Genomic DNA, 14,192 nt, shown 5'->3' on the forward strand with positions numbered 1-14,192 from the left:
CATAGAATCCCCACGACACGAAAGACCATGCAACCTGACGGCGAGGTGTCCGCCAGACGCAGTCTTCGCTATAATCCGCGACCTGCCCACGCCGCAGGCTCGCCGAGCACATGTTTATTCCGGTCTGGGCCGCCATTATCCCGGTCTACACAGGGCCTGAAAGGATCGCGCAATGTTTGAAAACTTAACCGACCGTCTCTCGCAGACGCTGCGCCATGTCACCGGCAAGGCCAAGCTGACCGAAGACAACATCAAAGACACCCTGCGCGAAGTGCGCATGGCGTTGCTCGAAGCCGACGTCGCCTTGCCGGTGGTCAAAGACTTCGTCAACTCGGTCAAGGAACGCGCTGTTGGCACCGAGGTGTCGCGCAGCCTGACGCCGGGCCAGGCCTTCGTGAAAATCGTCCAGGCCGAACTCGAAAGCCTGATGGGCGCGGCCAACGAAGACTTGAACCTGAGCGCCGTTCCCCCTGCTGTCGTGTTGATGGCCGGTTTGCAGGGTGCGGGTAAAACCACCACCGCCGGCAAACTCGCGCGCTTCCTTAAAGAGCGCAAGAAGAAGTCGGTCATGGTCGTGTCCGCGGACGTTTACCGTCCAGCGGCGATCAAGCAGCTTGAAATGCTCGCGGGTGAAGTTGGCGTTACCTTCTTCCCGTCCGACCTGAGTCAGAAGCCGGTCGACATCGCGCAAGCAGCTATTAAAGAAGCAAAACTGAAATTCATCGACGTGGTCATCGTCGATACCGCCGGTCGTCTGCACATCGACGAAGAGATGATGGGCGAGATCAAGGCGCTGCACGCTGCGATCAACCCGGTCGAAACCCTGTTCGTGGTCGATGCCATGACCGGCCAGGACGCGGCCAACACGGCCAAGGCCTTCGGCGATGCACTGCCGCTGACCGGTGTGATCCTGACCAAGGTCGACGGCGATGCCCGTGGCGGTGCCGCGCTGTCGGTACGTGCCATCACTGGCAAGCCGATCAAGTTCATCGGTATGGGCGAGAAGAGCGAAGCGCTCGAGCCGTTCCACCCTGAGCGTATTGCTTCGCGCATCCTCGGCATGGGCGACGTGCTCAGCCTGATCGAGCAGGCCGAACAGACCCTCGACAAAGACAAGGCCGATAAACTGGCCAAGAAGCTGAAGAAGGGCAAGGGCTTCGACCTCGAAGACTTCCGCGATCAGCTGCAACAGATGAAGAACATGGGCGGTCTCGGCGGCCTCATGGACAAACTGCCGAACATCGGTGGTGTGAATCTGGCGCAAATGGGCAACGCCCAGGGCGCGGCAGAGAAGCAGTTCAAGCAGATGGAAGCCATCATCAACTCCATGACCCCGGCCGAGCGCCGCGACCCTGAGCTGATCAGCGGTTCGCGCAAGCGCCGGATCGCCATGGGTTCCGGCACTCAGGTGCAGGACATCGGTCGCTTGATCAAGCAGCACAAGCAGATGCAGAAGATGATGAAGAAGTTCTCCGCGAAAGGCGGAATGGCCAAAATGATGCGCGGCATGGGCGGTATGTTGCCCGGCGGCGGCATGCCGAAAATGTAAAGTATTCACGCAAGGGCTTGCTCTTGCATCTCCCACATGGAAGTGGGATCTCCAGCAAACCCGCACTTGGCGGGAGCTGACTGGCCGTTTTTAACGACGGCTCTATAGCAAATCTGGATGGCGACCGATAGGCCGCCGGAAAAAGACATTTGCAAAAGTCCGGATATTCCTTAGAATATGCGGCCTTTCGGGCACCTATGCCCGCTGTGCCTTTAGATTTGCAGCACCGACTACAGGAACGATGTTCACATGCTAACAATCCGTCTTGCCCTTGGCGGCTCCAAAAAGCGCCCGTTTTACCACTTGACCGTAACCGACAGCCGCAACCCGCGCGACGGTTCGCACAAGGAACAGGTTGGTTTCTTCAACCCTGTTGCTCGTGGTCAAGAAGTTCGTCTGTCCGTGAACCAAGAGCGCGTAGCCTACTGGCTGAGCGTTGGTGCACAACCTTCTGAGCGCGTTGCTCAGTTGTTGAAGGAATCTGCTAAGGCTGCGGCCTGAGCAATATGAGCGCGACGCCAGCTGTTGCCGATGATTTGATCGTTATTGGCAAAATTTATTCTGTTCATGGCGTTCGCGGCGAAGTGAAGGTGTATTCCTTTACTGATCCGACTGAAAACCTGTTGCAGTACAAAACCTGGATGCTCAAGCGCGAAGGCAATGTGAAGCAGGTTGAGCTGGTCAGCGGACGTGGGAACGACAAGTTCCTGGTCGCAAAGCTCAAGGGTCTTGATGATCGTGAAGAAGCGCGTCTTCTGGCTGGTTATGAGATCTGTGTGCCGCGCAACCTGTTCCCTGAATTGACCGACGGCGAGTACTACTGGTACCAGCTGGAAGGTTTGAAGGTTATTGATCAACTCGGGCAATTGCTCGGGAAAATCGATCATCTTCTGGAAACCGGCGCCAATGATGTAATGGTGGTCAAGCCTTGCGCTGGCAGCCTGGATGATCGCGAACGCCTGTTGCCCTATACGGAGCAATGCGTGTTGGCTGTCGACCTTGCCGCAGGCGAGATGAAGGTGGAATGGGATGCGGACTTCTAAACGTGGCTAACCTGCGCGTAGAAGTGATCAGTTTGTTTCCCGAGATGTTCTCCGCCATCAGCGAGTACGGCATCACCAGTCGGGCGGTGAAACAGGGGCTGTTGCAGCTTACCTGTTGGAATCCGCGAGACTACACGACGGATCGACATCACACTGTGGATGATCGCCCATTTGGCGGTGGTCCGGGCATGGTGATGAAGATCAAGCCCCTGGAAGATGCTCTGGTTCAGGCCAAGGCAGCAGCCGGGGAGGCGGCGAAGGTAATTTACCTGTCCCCCCAAGGCCGTCAACTGACTCAGTCGGCGGTGCGCGAGTTGGCGAATCTGGATGCATTGATCCTGATTGCCGGCCGCTATGAAGGCATTGACGAGCGTTTTATTGATGCTCATGTCGATGAAGAGTGGTCGATTGGCGACTATGTACTGTCTGGCGGCGAGCTGCCGGCGATGGTCCTGATCGATGCGGTTACACGACTGCTGCCTGGAGCTTTAGGGCATGCGGACTCCGCCGAGGAAGATTCCTTTACGGATGGTTTGCTGGATTGCCCGCACTACACCCGACCGGAGGTGTATGCGGATCAGCGTGTTCCCGACGTATTGCTAAGTGGCAATCACGCGCACATCCGGCGTTGGCGTTTACAGCAGTCCCTTGGTAGGACCTTTGAACGACGCGCCGATCTTCTGGAAAGCCGCTCGCTTTCTGGAGAAGAGAAGAAGCTGCTCGAGGAATACATCCGCGAGCGGGACGATAGTTAACAACGTATCGATGGTAGATCCGACGATTTACCTTAGGAGCACAGCATGACTAACAAAATCATCCTTGCACTCGAAGCAGAGCAGATGACCAAAGAGATCCCTACCTTTGCCCCGGGCGACACCATTGTCGTTCAGGTGAAAGTGAAGGAAGGCGATCGTTCGCGTCTGCAAGCGTTCGAAGGCGTAGTTATCGCCAAGCGTAACCGCGGCGTAAACAGTGCTTTCACCGTTCGTAAAATCTCCAACGGTGTTGGCGTAGAGCGTACTTTCCAGACCTACAGCCCGCAAATCGACAGCATGGCCGTTAAACGTCGCGGTGACGTACGTAAAGCCAAGCTGTACTACCTGCGTGACCTGTCCGGTAAAGCAGCTCGCATCAAGGAAAAACTGGCTTAAGTCCAGCTTCCGATGCAGAAGCGCCAGCCTGTTCAGGCTGGCGCTTCAAGAAAATGCCTCGTATCGAAAGATGCGGGGCATTTTTCGTTATGGTGCGGAACCTGTGGGGGCGAGCGGTGCGGCGATCCTGCAGGGGTTGTGCAGCGTTGGGGTTTTTTTCTGCGCAAAAAAAACGCCCCGAACAAGTCGGGGCGTTTTTCTTGAGGTGCTTTCGCGTTTAGCGCTTCAGCGAAGCTGGCAGGTGCGGCTGGATCGCCGTCAGTACTGCCTTGAAGCACTTGGTGTTGCCGGCGACGATGTGGCCTTTCTCAAGGAAATCGTGACCGCCGGTGAAGTCGCTCACCAAGCCGCCAGCTTCCTGGATCAGCAGGGCGCCTGCAGCCATGTCCCACTCGGACAGGCCTGATTCCCAGAACGCATCGAAACGGCCGGCGGCCACGTAGGCCAGGTCCAGGCTCGCTGCGCCAGCGCGGCGGATGCCGGCGGTCTGGCCCACCAGGGCGCGGAACATGCCCAGGTAGTTGTCGAGGTTGTCCATCTGTTCGTCGCGGAACGGGAAGCCGGTACCCAGCAGGGCGCCGTCCAGGCTGGTGCGGCCGCTGACGCGCAGGCGACGACCGTTCAGTTGGGCGCCGCGACCACGGCTGGCGGTGAATTCTTCCTGGCGAACCGGGTCCAGAACAACAGCGTGCTCCAGGCGACCGCGGTATTTGCAGGCAATGCTGACAGCGAAGTGAGGAATGCCGCGCAGGAAGTTGGTGGTGCCGTCCAGTGGATCGATGATCCACAGGTACTCTTCGCCTTCGATGCCGCTGCCGGCGTGCATGCCGGTTTCTTCACCCATGATCGAGTGATTAGGATAAGCCTTGCGCAGCGCGTCGATGATTTTCTGTTCGGCGGCGCGATCCACCTCGGATACGTAATCCTTGGCGTCTTTTTCGTCGACCTTGATGGTATCCAGGCGCTCGATGGAGCGGAAAATCAATTCACTGGCGCTGCGGGCGGCGCGCAGCGCGATATTCAGCATGGGCTGCATGGATGTGTCACCTAAGGTTGTTAAAGAAAGCCGGGCATTCTATCAGAAAGTTTCTACAGGTGAAGGTCGGTGTTCGCTTTCATGGCTTAACGGTGTGTCCCGCCTCGTAAATACGTTCATATTTTGACGAGTGGTCTATGTTGGCAGGCAAGGCGCCGCGCTGACTCATAGCTTGTTGTGGGCGGAGGTGGCAGCGCAGCATGCCAACATTGAGTGCCACCAAAAGTGAGCAGTTATTTTTGAGGCGGGACACCCTGATGAACTGTAAGATTCTGCTCCCTATTAAAGTGTTCGAGAGCGCCTCCCTTGCTGCAAAACATTCGTGTCGTCCTGGTCAATACCAGTCACCCCGGAAATATCGGCGGTGCTGCGCGTGCCATGAAGAACATGGGGCTGTCGCGGCTGGTGCTGGTCGAGCCGCGGTTGTTCCCGCATCACGAGGCTGATGCGCGTGCGTCCGGCGCCGGTGACATCCTTGAAAATGCTCAGGTCGTCGCCACTCTGGAAGATGCCTTGGTCGGCTGCAATCTGGTACTGGGTACCAGTGCTCGCGATCGTCGCATTCCGTGGCCGTTGCTCGATCCCCGCGAATGCGGTGTGAAGGTGGTCGAGGAGGCGGGGCAGGGTGCCGAGATCGCATTGGTGTTTGGTCGTGAAGATTCCGGCCTGACCAATGAAGAGCTGCAGCGATGTCATTATCACGTGCACATCCCATCAGACCCTGAGTTCAGTTCGCTGAACCTTGGGGCGGCGGTGCAGGTGTTGAGCTATGAAGTGCGTATGTCCTGGTTGGCGGCAGCGGGTCAGCCGAGCAAGGTCGAGAAGGATGAAGTGGCGTCCATCAAAAGTGGTGAGCTGGCGACCATGGATGAGCTGGAGCGATTCTATGAACACCTGGAGCAAACGCTGGTGGCCATCGAATTCCTCGACCCGGAAAAACCACGGCACTTGATGGCGCGCCTGCGCCGGTTGTACGGACGCAGCTCGGTCAGTCGGGCAGAAATGAATATATTGCGTGGCATCCTCACGGAAACCCAGAAAGCGGCCCGTGGCGAGCTTCTAAAGCGGAAGGATTAATAATGTTCGAGCGTTTGCGTGAAGATATTCAGAGCGTTTTCCATCGTGACCCGGCGGCGCGTAATGCTTTTGAGGTCCTGACGTGCTACCCGGGCATGCACGCCATCTGGATCCATCGTCTGTCGTCAGCGTTGTGGGGCATGGGCTGGAAATGGCTGGCGCGGCTGGTATCGAACTTCGGTCGCTGGTTGACCGGGATCGAGATCCATCCGGGCGCCAAGGTCGGTCGTCGCTTCTTTATCGACCATGGCATGGGCATCGTTATTGGTGAGACCGCTGAAATTGGCAACGACGTCACTCTGTATCAGGGCGTGACCCTTGGCGGCACCAGCTGGAACAAAGGCAAGCGTCACCCGACTCTGGAAGACGGCGTGGTGGTCGGGGCGGGCGCCAAGGTGCTCGGCCCGTTCACTGTCGGTGCCGGGGCCAAGGTGGGTTCCAATGCCGTAGTCACCAAGGCGGTTCCGCCCGGGGCGACAGTGGTGGGGATTCCGGGGCGGATCATCGTCAAATCCGATGACGAGCAGGATGCCAAGCGCAAGGCCATGGCCGAGAAGATTGGTTTCGATGCCTACGGTGTCGGAGAAGACGTGCCGGACCCGGTGGCTCGAGCCATTAACCAGTTGCTCGATCATCTGCAGGCAGTCGATGGTCGCCTTGAAGGGATGTGCGGGGCGCTGAAGGACCTGGGTAGCAATTACTGTGCGAAAGATCTGCCTGAACTGCGCGAAGAAGACTTCGCCTGTGTGAAGGACAAGGATGAAAGCAAGACTGGCTGAGGTCCATATAGGAGCTGCCGAAGGCTGCGATCTTTTGATTTTGCTTTTAAAAGCGCAGATCAAAAGATCGCAGCCTTCGGCAGCTCCTACACAGGTCGTATTCAGACAATGGCAGCGCGCTCACCTGTGTGCCATTGCGCTGTAGATCCTGCTATGATGCGCGCTCTTTTGCGGGTAAACCTGACTAAAGTACTAGGTCTTATAGTTGACTTAAATACTCGGGAATTGCATACTCGCCCCATTCCGAACTCCGTGGTAATTGTCCATGCGACTGACTACAAAAGGCCGATACGCCGTGACCGCCATGCTTGACTTGGCGTTGCACGCGCAGCACGGGCCGGTGTCCCTGGCCGATATCTCCGAGCGCCAAGGCATCTCCCTGTCCTACCTCGAGCAGCTTTTTGCCAAATTGCGCCGCAGCAATCTGGTGTCCAGTGTTCGCGGTCCAGGCGGTGGTTACCAGCTGTCCCGCGACATGGAGGGGATTCAGGTCGCCCAGGTGATCGATGCGGTCAACGAATCGGTCGATGCAACCAAATGCCAAGGCCAGGGCGATTGCCATTCCGGCGACACCTGTCTGACCCACCACTTGTGGTGCGATCTGAGCCTGCAGATTCACGAATTTCTGAGCGGTATCAGCTTGGCTGACCTTGTAACTCGCCGTGAGGTGCAAGAAGTAGCCCAGCGTCAGGACCAGCGTCGTTGCAACAGCAAGGCGCCACGCCTGGACAAGATTGAAGCGTCCGCCGTCGAATGACAGCCAAAGAGCTAGCGGCACGCCAGCCAGCCTGATTTAGGAGATAGTCCATGAAATTGCCGATTTACCTTGATTACTCTGCGACGACCCCAGTTGATCCACGTGTCGCGCAAAAAATGAGTGAATGCCTGCTGGTCGACGGAAACTTCGGTAACCCGGCGTCCCGTTCCCACGTGTTCGGCTGGAAAGCTGAAGAGTCCGTCGAGAACGCTCGTCGTCAGGTCGCTGATCTGGTTAACGCCGACCCGCGTGAAATCGTCTGGACCTCCGGTGCCACCGAGTCCGACAACCTGGCAATCAAGGGTGCGGCGCATTTCTACTCCACCAAAGGCAAGCACCTGATCACCACCAAGATTGAGCACAAGGCTGTCCTCGATACCATGCGCCAACTGGAGCGTGAAGGTTTCGAAGTAACCTACCTCGACCCTCGTGAAGATGGTCTGGTCACGCCAGAGATGGTCGAAGCTGCCTTGCGTGACGACACCATCCTGGTGTCGATCATGCACGTGAACAACGAAATCGGCACCATCAACGACATTGCAGCCATCGGCGAACTGACCCGCTCCAAGGGGATTCTGTTCCACGTCGACGCCGCTCAGTCCACCGGCAAGGTCGAGATCGACCTGTCGAAACTGAAAGTCGACATGATGTCGTTCTCTGCCCACAAAACCTACGGCCCTAAAGGCATCGGCGCGCTGTACGTCAGCCGCAAGCCGCGTGTTCGCATCGAAGCGACCATGCATGGCGGCGGTCACGAACGTGGCATGCGCTCCGGCACCCTGGCGACCCACCAGATCGTTGGCATGGGCGAAGCTTTCCGTGTAGCCAAGGAAGACATGGCTGCCGAGAACGTGCGCATCAAAGCCCTGAGCGACCGTTTCTTCAAGCAGGTCGAAGGCCTCGAAGAGCTGTACGTCAATGGCAGCATGACCTCCCGCGTACCGCACAACCTGAACCTGAGCTTCAACTACGTTGAAGGCGAGTCGCTGATCATGGCGCTCAAGGATCTGGCGGTTTCGTCCGGTTCGGCCTGCACCTCGGCGTCGCTTGAGCCTTCGTACGTACTGCGCGCCCTGGGTCGCAACGACGAACTGGCACACAGCTCGATTCGCTTCACCTTCGGCCGTTTCACCACCGAAGAAGAAATCGACTATGCCGCGCAGAAAGTCTGCGAGGCCGTTACCAAGCTGCGCACTCTCTCGCCGCTGTGGGACATGTACAAAGATGGCGTCGACATTTCGAAAATCGAGTGGGCGGCGCACTGATATTCAAGTCGCCGCAACCGGGCCCTGCTAATCCACGATTGGCAGGGATTCAAGAGCGACTCCTGATGAGTGAGGATTAAGAATCATGGCTTACAGCGAAAAGGTCATCGACCACTACGAGAACCCGCGCAACGTCGGCAAGATGGACGCGGAAGATCCTGATGTCGGCACCGGCATGGTCGGCGCTCCGGCGTGCGGCGACGTGATGCGCCTGCAGATCAAGGTCAACGAACAAGGCATCATCGAAGACGCCAAGTTCAAGACGTACGGCTGCGGTTCGGCGATCGCCTCCAGCTCCCTGGCGACCGAGTGGATGAAAGGCAAGACTCTGGATGAAGCAGAGACCATCAAGAACACTCAGCTGGCCGAAGAACTGGCTCTGCCGCCAGTAAAAATTCACTGCTCCGTACTTGCTGAAGACGCTATCAAAGCGGCCGTTCGCGACTACAAGCAGAAGAAAGGCTTGATCTGACTTTCAAGATTTGGCGACGAGTAAGGAGTCACCGATGGCTATCAGCATGACAGAAGCGGCTGCTCAACACGTGCGACGCTCCCTCAACGGGCGCGGCAAAGGTGAAGGGATTCGTCTGGGTGTTCGCACCACAGGCTGTTCCGGCCTTGCCTACGTGCTGGAGTTTGTCGACGAGGTGGTGGCAGAGGATCAAGTGTTCGAAAGTCACGGCGAGAAAGTGATCATCGACCCGAAAAGCCTTGCTTACCTGGACGGCACCGAACTCGATTTCGTCAAGGAAGGGTTGAACGAAGGCTTCAAGTTCAACAACCCCAACGTGCGCGGTGAATGTGGCTGCGGCGAAAGCTTCAACATCTGAGGCTGCTTGTGGGAACTCCTTGTCATTTCGCTTTATTTGAACTGCAGCCGAGCTTCCGTCTGGATCTCGAGCAGTTGGCCACGCGCTACCGTGAGTTGGCGCGCGGTGTTCATCCGGACCGCTTTGCCGACGCTTCCGAGCGTGAGCAGCGGCTGGCGCTCGAGCAATCCGCGAGCCTCAACGAGGCCTACCAGACGCTCAAAAGCCCCCCCAAACGCGCGCGCTACTTGCTCGCCATGGGCGGTCGCGAGCTGCCGCTGGAGGTCACGGTGCATGATCCGGAGTTTCTTCTGCAGCAGATGGAATTGCGTGAAGAGCTCGAAGACCTGCAAGACAGCGCCGATCTGGCGGGTGTTGCAGTGTTCAAGCGTCGCCTGAAGACCGCGCAGGATGAGCTGAACGAAAGCTTCGCAGCCTGTTGGGATGATGCAGCGCAACGTGAACAGGCCGAACGCCTGATGCGGCGCATGCAGTTCCTCGACAAGCTCACCTACGAAGTGCGCCAGTTAGAAGAGCGCCTCGACGATTAACCCAGTGCCGCTCCGGTCGCACGCCTGATATACAGATAAGTCCTGATAACGATGGCCCTACTGCAGATCGCCGAACCCGGCCAAAGTCCTCAACCGCACCAGCGTCGTCTGGCTGTGGGGATCGACTTGGGCACTACCAATTCGCTGGTCGCTGCATTGCGCAGTGGTCTTTCCGAGCCTCTGGCCGACGCGCAAGGGCAGGTCATCCTGCCGTCTGCCGTGCGCTATCACGCCGATCGCGTCGAAGTCGGCGAGTCGGCCAAACTGGCCGCCGCGTCCGATCCCTTGAACACTGTGCTGTCGGTCAAGCGCTTGATGGGTCGTGGTCTGTCCGACGTCAAGCAATTGGGCGATCAGTTGCCGTATCGTTTTGTCGACGGCGAGTCGCACATGCCGTTCATCGACACGGTGCAAGGCCCGAAAAGCCCGGTTGAAGTCTCCGCCGATATCCTCAAGGTGCTGCGTCAGCGTGCTGAAGCGACCTTGGGTGGCGAATTGGTTGGCGCGGTGATCACCGTTCCGGCCTATTTCGATGACGCTCAGCGTCAGGCCACCAAGGATGCTGCCAAGCTGGCCGGTCTGAACGTGCTGCGTTTGCTCAATGAGCCAACCGCCGCCGCGGTCGCTTACGGTCTGGATCAGCACGCCGAAGGCCTGGTCGCGATTTATGACTTGGGCGGCGGCACCTTCGATATTTCGATTCTGCGTCTGACTGGCGGTGTCTTCGAGGTGCTGGCTACCGGCGGCGACAGCGCCCTGGGTGGCGATGACTTCGACCACGCCATTGCTGGCTGGATCATCGAGAGCGCTGGTCTGTCGGCCGATCTCGATCCGGGTATGCAACGTAATCTGCTGCAAACCGCGTGTGCGGCCAAAGAATCCCTGACCAATTGCTTGTCCGTCGAAGTCGCTTATGGTGACTGGAAGGCCGAGTTGACCCGTGAAGCCTTCAATGCGCTGATCGAACCGATGGTTGCTCGCAGCCTGAAAGCCTGCCGCCGCGCGGTACGTGATTCCGGTGTCGAGCTGGAAGACGTGCACGCCGTGGTCATGGTCGGCGGCTCGACGCGCGTGCCTCGCGTCCGCGAAGCCGTTGCGCACGCCTTCGGTCGCGAACCGCTGACTGAAATCGATCCGGATCAAGTCGTCGCCATCGGTGCTGCGATCCAGGCCGATACCCTGGCCGGCAACAAGCGTGACGGCGGCGAACTGCTGTTGCTCGACGTGATTCCATTGTCCCTGGGGCTGGAAACCATGGGCGGCCTGATGGAGAAGGTGATTCCGCGCAACACCACCATCCCCGTCGCCCGGGCCCAGGACTTCACCACTTATAAAGATGGCCAGTCGGCCATGGCGATCCACGTCTTGCAGGGCGAGCGTGAGTTGATTAGCGACTGCCGCTCCCTGGCACGCTTCGAATTGCGCGGTATTCCGGCGATGGTGGCCGGCGCGGCGAAGATTCGCGTGACCTTCCAGGTCGACGCCGACGGTCTGCTCAGTGTCTCGGCCCGCGAATTGGGTTCGGGCGTCGAAGCCAGCATCCAGGTCAAACCGTCCTACGGCCTGACCGACGGCGAAATCGCCAAAATGCTCAAGGATTCGTTCCAGCACGCCAACGACGACAAAGTCGCCCGCGTATTGCGTGAGCAGCAAGTCGATGCCCAGCGCCTGATCGAGGCGGTGCAGGGCGCTCTTGAAGTTGACGGCGAACGCCTGCTCGACGCCGAAGAGCGCATGGTCATCGAATTGCAGATGCAGGAACTGACCGAATTGATGAAAGGCACCGATGGTTACGCCATCGAGCAGCAGACCAAACGTCTGTCGCAAGTGACCGATGCCTTTGCTGCCCGCCGCCTGGACTCGACGGTGAAATCCGCTCTGGCGGGGCGCAACCTGAATGAAATCGAGGATAACTGATGCCGCAGGTCATTTTTCTGCCACACGAGAAGTTCTGCCCGGAAGGCATGGTTGTAGAGGCTGAGCCCGGTATTTCCATTCTTGAACTGGCCCATGAACACCATATCGAGATGGAAAGCGCCTGTGGCGGCGTCTGCGCCTGCACAACCTGCCACTGCATCATCCGCGAAGGTTTTGACTCGCTGGAAGAAGCGGATGAGCTGGAAGAAGACTTTCTTGATCGGGCTTGGGGTCTGGAAGCGCAATCGCGTCTAGGCTGTCAGGCGATCGTCGGGACTGAAGACCTGACCGTCGAAATTCCGAAATACTCGCTCAACCATGCGGCCGAAGCGCCGCACTGATTCAAGGAACCGACATGAGTCTGAAATGGGTTGATGTGCTTGAAATCGCGATCCAGCTGGCTGAATCCAGGCCGGAAGTGGATCCGCGATACGTGAACTTCGTCGATCTGCACCAATGGGTGCTGGCATTGCCGGAGTTCAGTGATGATCCGACCCGCGGTGGCGAGAAGGTGCTTGAAGCCATTCAGGCCGCCTGGATCGAAGAAGCAGACTGAGTCTGCACCGTACGCAGTTAGGCAATACCCAAGAACCCGCGTATAATTCGCGGGTTTAATTTTTCGCAAATTACCGTTTCTGGAGTTACACCATGGCTGTTCAACGTACTTTCTCCATCATCAAGCCTGACGCTGTTGCAAAAAACGTTATCGGCGAGATCACCACTCGTTTCGAAAAAGCTGGCCTGCGCGTTGTAGCTTCGAAACTGAAGCAACTGTCCAAAGCTGAAGCTGAAGGCTTCTACGCTGAGCACAGCGCTCGTGGTTTCTTCGGCGACCTGGTTGCTTTCATGATCTCCGGTCCGGTTGTCGTTCAGGTTCTGGAAGGCGAAAACGCTATCGCTCTGAACCGTGAGCTGATGGGCGCTACCAACCCTAAAGAAGCTGCTGCCGGCACCATCCGCGCTGACTTCGCTGATTCCATCGACGCCAACGCTGTACACGGTTCGGACTCCGAAGCCGCTGCTGCTCGCGAAATCTCGTACTTCTTCGCAGCTACTGAAGTAACCACTCGCTAAGCATTGGCTTGAGAGTGAAGGTGAATCCATGACTACATCGACTGTAAAAACCAACCTGCTGGGTCTGACTCAACAGGAAATGGAAAAATTCTTCGACTCAATCGGGGAGAAGCGTTTCCGTGCCGGTCAGGTAATGAAATGGATTCACCACCTTGGCGTTGATGATTTCGACGCCATGACGAACGTCAGCAAGGCTTTGCGCGACAAGCTCAAGGCCATTGCTGAAGTCCGCGGCCCCGAAGTGGTCAGCGAGGACATCTCCACCGATGGCACCCGTAAGTGGGTGGTGCGCGTGGCGTCCGGTAGCTGCGTCGAGACCGTGTACATTCCCCAGGGCAAACGCGGCACTCTGTGCGTTTCGTCCCAGGCAGGCTGTGCCCTGGATTGCAGTTTCTGCTCCACCGGCAAGCAAGGTTTCAACAGCAACCTCACCGCCGCCGAAGTGATCGGTCAGGTGTGGATTGCCAACAAATCGTTCGGCAGCATCCCGGCGACCGCCGACCGTGCCATCACCAACGTGGTGATGATGGGCATGGGTGAGCCGCTGCTGAACTTCGACAACGTCGTGGCCGCCATGCATCTGATGATGGATGACCTGGGCTACGGGATCTCCAAGCGCCGCGTAACCCTGTCCACTTCGGGCGTGGTGCCGATGATCGATGAGCTGTCCAAGCACATCGACGTGTCCCTGGCGTTGTCGCTGCATGCACCAAACGACGCATTGCGTAACCAATTGGTGCCGATCAACAAGAAATATCCGCTTAAGATGCTGCTCGAGTCGTGCCAGCGCTACATGTCGTCCCTGGGCGAAAAGCGCGTGCTGACCATCGAGTACACTTTGCTCAAGGACATCAACGACAAGGTTGAACATGCCGTTGAGATGATCGAGTTGCTCAAGAACATCCCGTGCAAGATCAACTTGATTCCGTTCAACCCGTTCCCGCATTCCGGTTACGAGCGCCCGAGCAACAACGCGATTCGCCGGTTCCAGGATCAGCTTCACCATGCAGGCTTCAATGTCACCGTACGCACCACCCGCGGTGAAGACATCGATGCCGCGTGTGGCCAATTGGTAGGGCAGGTGCTGGATCGCACCCGTCGCAGCGAACGTTATATCGCCGTGCGTGAGTTGAGCGCCGAAAACGATATCGCAACAAACGCCGCGAACAATAATTAAGAGAGGA

The 14,192-nt window shown here is 57.8% G+C and carries 18 protein-coding genes; 17 read left to right on the forward strand and 1 reads right to left on the reverse strand.

The window, feature by feature from the left end:
* Positions 1–172: 172 nt before the first annotated feature.
* From ffh to rplS, 5 genes are all read left to right on the forward strand, one after another.
* Complete coding sequence (gene ffh, locus AB4O41_RS22505; RefSeq protein ID WP_008014733.1) at positions 173–1,549, forward strand: signal recognition particle protein; 1,377 nt, start codon at positions 173–175, stop codon at positions 1,547–1,549.
* Positions 1,550–1,798: 249 nt separating this feature from the next.
* A complete protein-coding gene (gene rpsP / locus AB4O41_RS22510; protein WP_003198088.1) occupies positions 1,799–2,050 on the forward strand; it encodes a 30S ribosomal protein S16 in 252 nt (83 codons plus the stop codon).
* Between the two features lie 5 nt (positions 2,051–2,055).
* Positions 2,056–2,592, forward strand: a complete 537-nt coding sequence (gene rimM, locus AB4O41_RS22515) for a ribosome maturation factor RimM (RefSeq protein ID WP_460144752.1) — start codon at positions 2,056–2,058, stop codon at positions 2,590–2,592.
* Positions 2,574–3,347 (forward strand): tRNA (guanosine(37)-N1)-methyltransferase TrmD, encoded by a 774-nt coding sequence (trmD, locus tag AB4O41_RS22520; RefSeq protein WP_173667518.1) that lies wholly within the window; start codon positions 2,574–2,576, stop codon positions 3,345–3,347. Before rimM ends, trmD begins: the two co-directional genes overlap by 19 nt.
* Before the next feature lie 45 nt (positions 3,348–3,392).
* Positions 3,393–3,743: a 50S ribosomal protein L19 gene (gene rplS, locus AB4O41_RS22525; RefSeq protein WP_003175895.1), complete on the forward strand. Its 351-nt coding sequence runs from the start codon at positions 3,393–3,395 to the stop codon at positions 3,741–3,743.
* A gap of 217 nt (positions 3,744–3,960) precedes the next feature.
* On the opposite strand, the gene suhB is transcribed toward rplS, so the two are convergent.
* Entirely contained in the window at positions 3,961–4,779 is an 819-nt protein-coding gene (gene suhB, locus AB4O41_RS22530) for a type III secretion system regulator SuhB (RefSeq protein WP_123358119.1), read from the reverse strand.
* A gap of 306 nt (positions 4,780–5,085) precedes the next feature.
* On the opposite strand from suhB, the gene trmJ reads away from it, so the two are divergent.
* The 12 genes from trmJ to rlmN all read left to right on the forward strand — a co-directional run bounded on the left by trmJ (position 5,086) and on the right by rlmN (position 14,185).
* Entirely contained in the window at positions 5,086–5,856 is a 771-nt protein-coding gene (gene trmJ / locus AB4O41_RS22535) for a tRNA (cytosine(32)/uridine(32)-2'-O)-methyltransferase TrmJ (RefSeq protein WP_460144753.1), read from the forward strand.
* A 2-nt stretch (positions 5,857–5,858) separates the two neighbouring features.
* Positions 5,859–6,635 (forward strand): serine O-acetyltransferase, encoded by a 777-nt coding sequence (cysE, locus tag AB4O41_RS22540; protein WP_460144754.1) that lies wholly within the window; start codon positions 5,859–5,861, stop codon positions 6,633–6,635.
* A gap of 265 nt (positions 6,636–6,900) precedes the next feature.
* Positions 6,901–7,392, forward strand: coding sequence for a Fe-S cluster assembly transcriptional regulator IscR (gene iscR / locus AB4O41_RS22545; RefSeq protein WP_460144755.1), 492 nt, complete (start codon positions 6,901–6,903; stop codon positions 7,390–7,392).
* 50 nt (positions 7,393–7,442) lie between these two features.
* Entirely contained in the window at positions 7,443–8,657 is a 1,215-nt protein-coding gene (locus tag AB4O41_RS22550; RefSeq protein WP_123719423.1) for an IscS subfamily cysteine desulfurase, read from the forward strand.
* Positions 8,658–8,742: 85 nt separating this feature from the next.
* Positions 8,743–9,129, forward strand: coding sequence for a Fe-S cluster assembly scaffold IscU (gene iscU / locus AB4O41_RS22555; protein WP_003443374.1), 387 nt, complete (start codon positions 8,743–8,745; stop codon positions 9,127–9,129).
* 34 nt (positions 9,130–9,163) lie between these two features.
* Positions 9,164–9,487, forward strand: a complete 324-nt coding sequence (iscA, locus tag AB4O41_RS22560) for an iron-sulfur cluster assembly protein IscA (protein ID WP_007903589.1) — start codon at positions 9,164–9,166, stop codon at positions 9,485–9,487.
* A gap of 8 nt (positions 9,488–9,495) precedes the next feature.
* Positions 9,496–10,017, forward strand: a complete 522-nt coding sequence (gene hscB, locus AB4O41_RS22565) for a co-chaperone HscB (RefSeq protein WP_030129844.1) — start codon at positions 9,496–9,498, stop codon at positions 10,015–10,017.
* 51 nt (positions 10,018–10,068) lie between these two features.
* Entirely contained in the window at positions 10,069–11,934 is a 1,866-nt protein-coding gene (gene hscA, locus AB4O41_RS22570) for a Fe-S protein assembly chaperone HscA (protein WP_460144756.1), read from the forward strand.
* Positions 11,934–12,275, forward strand: a complete 342-nt coding sequence (fdx, locus tag AB4O41_RS22575) for an ISC system 2Fe-2S type ferredoxin (RefSeq protein ID WP_008014719.1) — start codon at positions 11,934–11,936, stop codon at positions 12,273–12,275. The genes hscA and fdx overlap by 1 nt, the downstream gene beginning before the upstream one ends.
* Before the next feature lie 14 nt (positions 12,276–12,289).
* A complete protein-coding gene (gene iscX / locus AB4O41_RS22580) occupies positions 12,290–12,490 on the forward strand; it encodes a Fe-S cluster assembly protein IscX (protein ID WP_007903597.1) in 201 nt (66 codons plus the stop codon).
* 92 nt (positions 12,491–12,582) lie between these two features.
* Positions 12,583–13,008, forward strand: a complete 426-nt coding sequence (gene ndk, locus AB4O41_RS22585; protein WP_007916882.1) for a nucleoside-diphosphate kinase — start codon at positions 12,583–12,585, stop codon at positions 13,006–13,008.
* A gap of 28 nt (positions 13,009–13,036) precedes the next feature.
* Entirely contained in the window at positions 13,037–14,185 is a 1,149-nt protein-coding gene (gene rlmN, locus AB4O41_RS22590; RefSeq protein ID WP_007903600.1) for a dual-specificity RNA methyltransferase RlmN, read from the forward strand.
* Positions 14,186–14,192: the final 7 nt, after the last annotated feature.

This window comes from Pseudomonas sp. S2_A02, assembly GCF_054668495.1.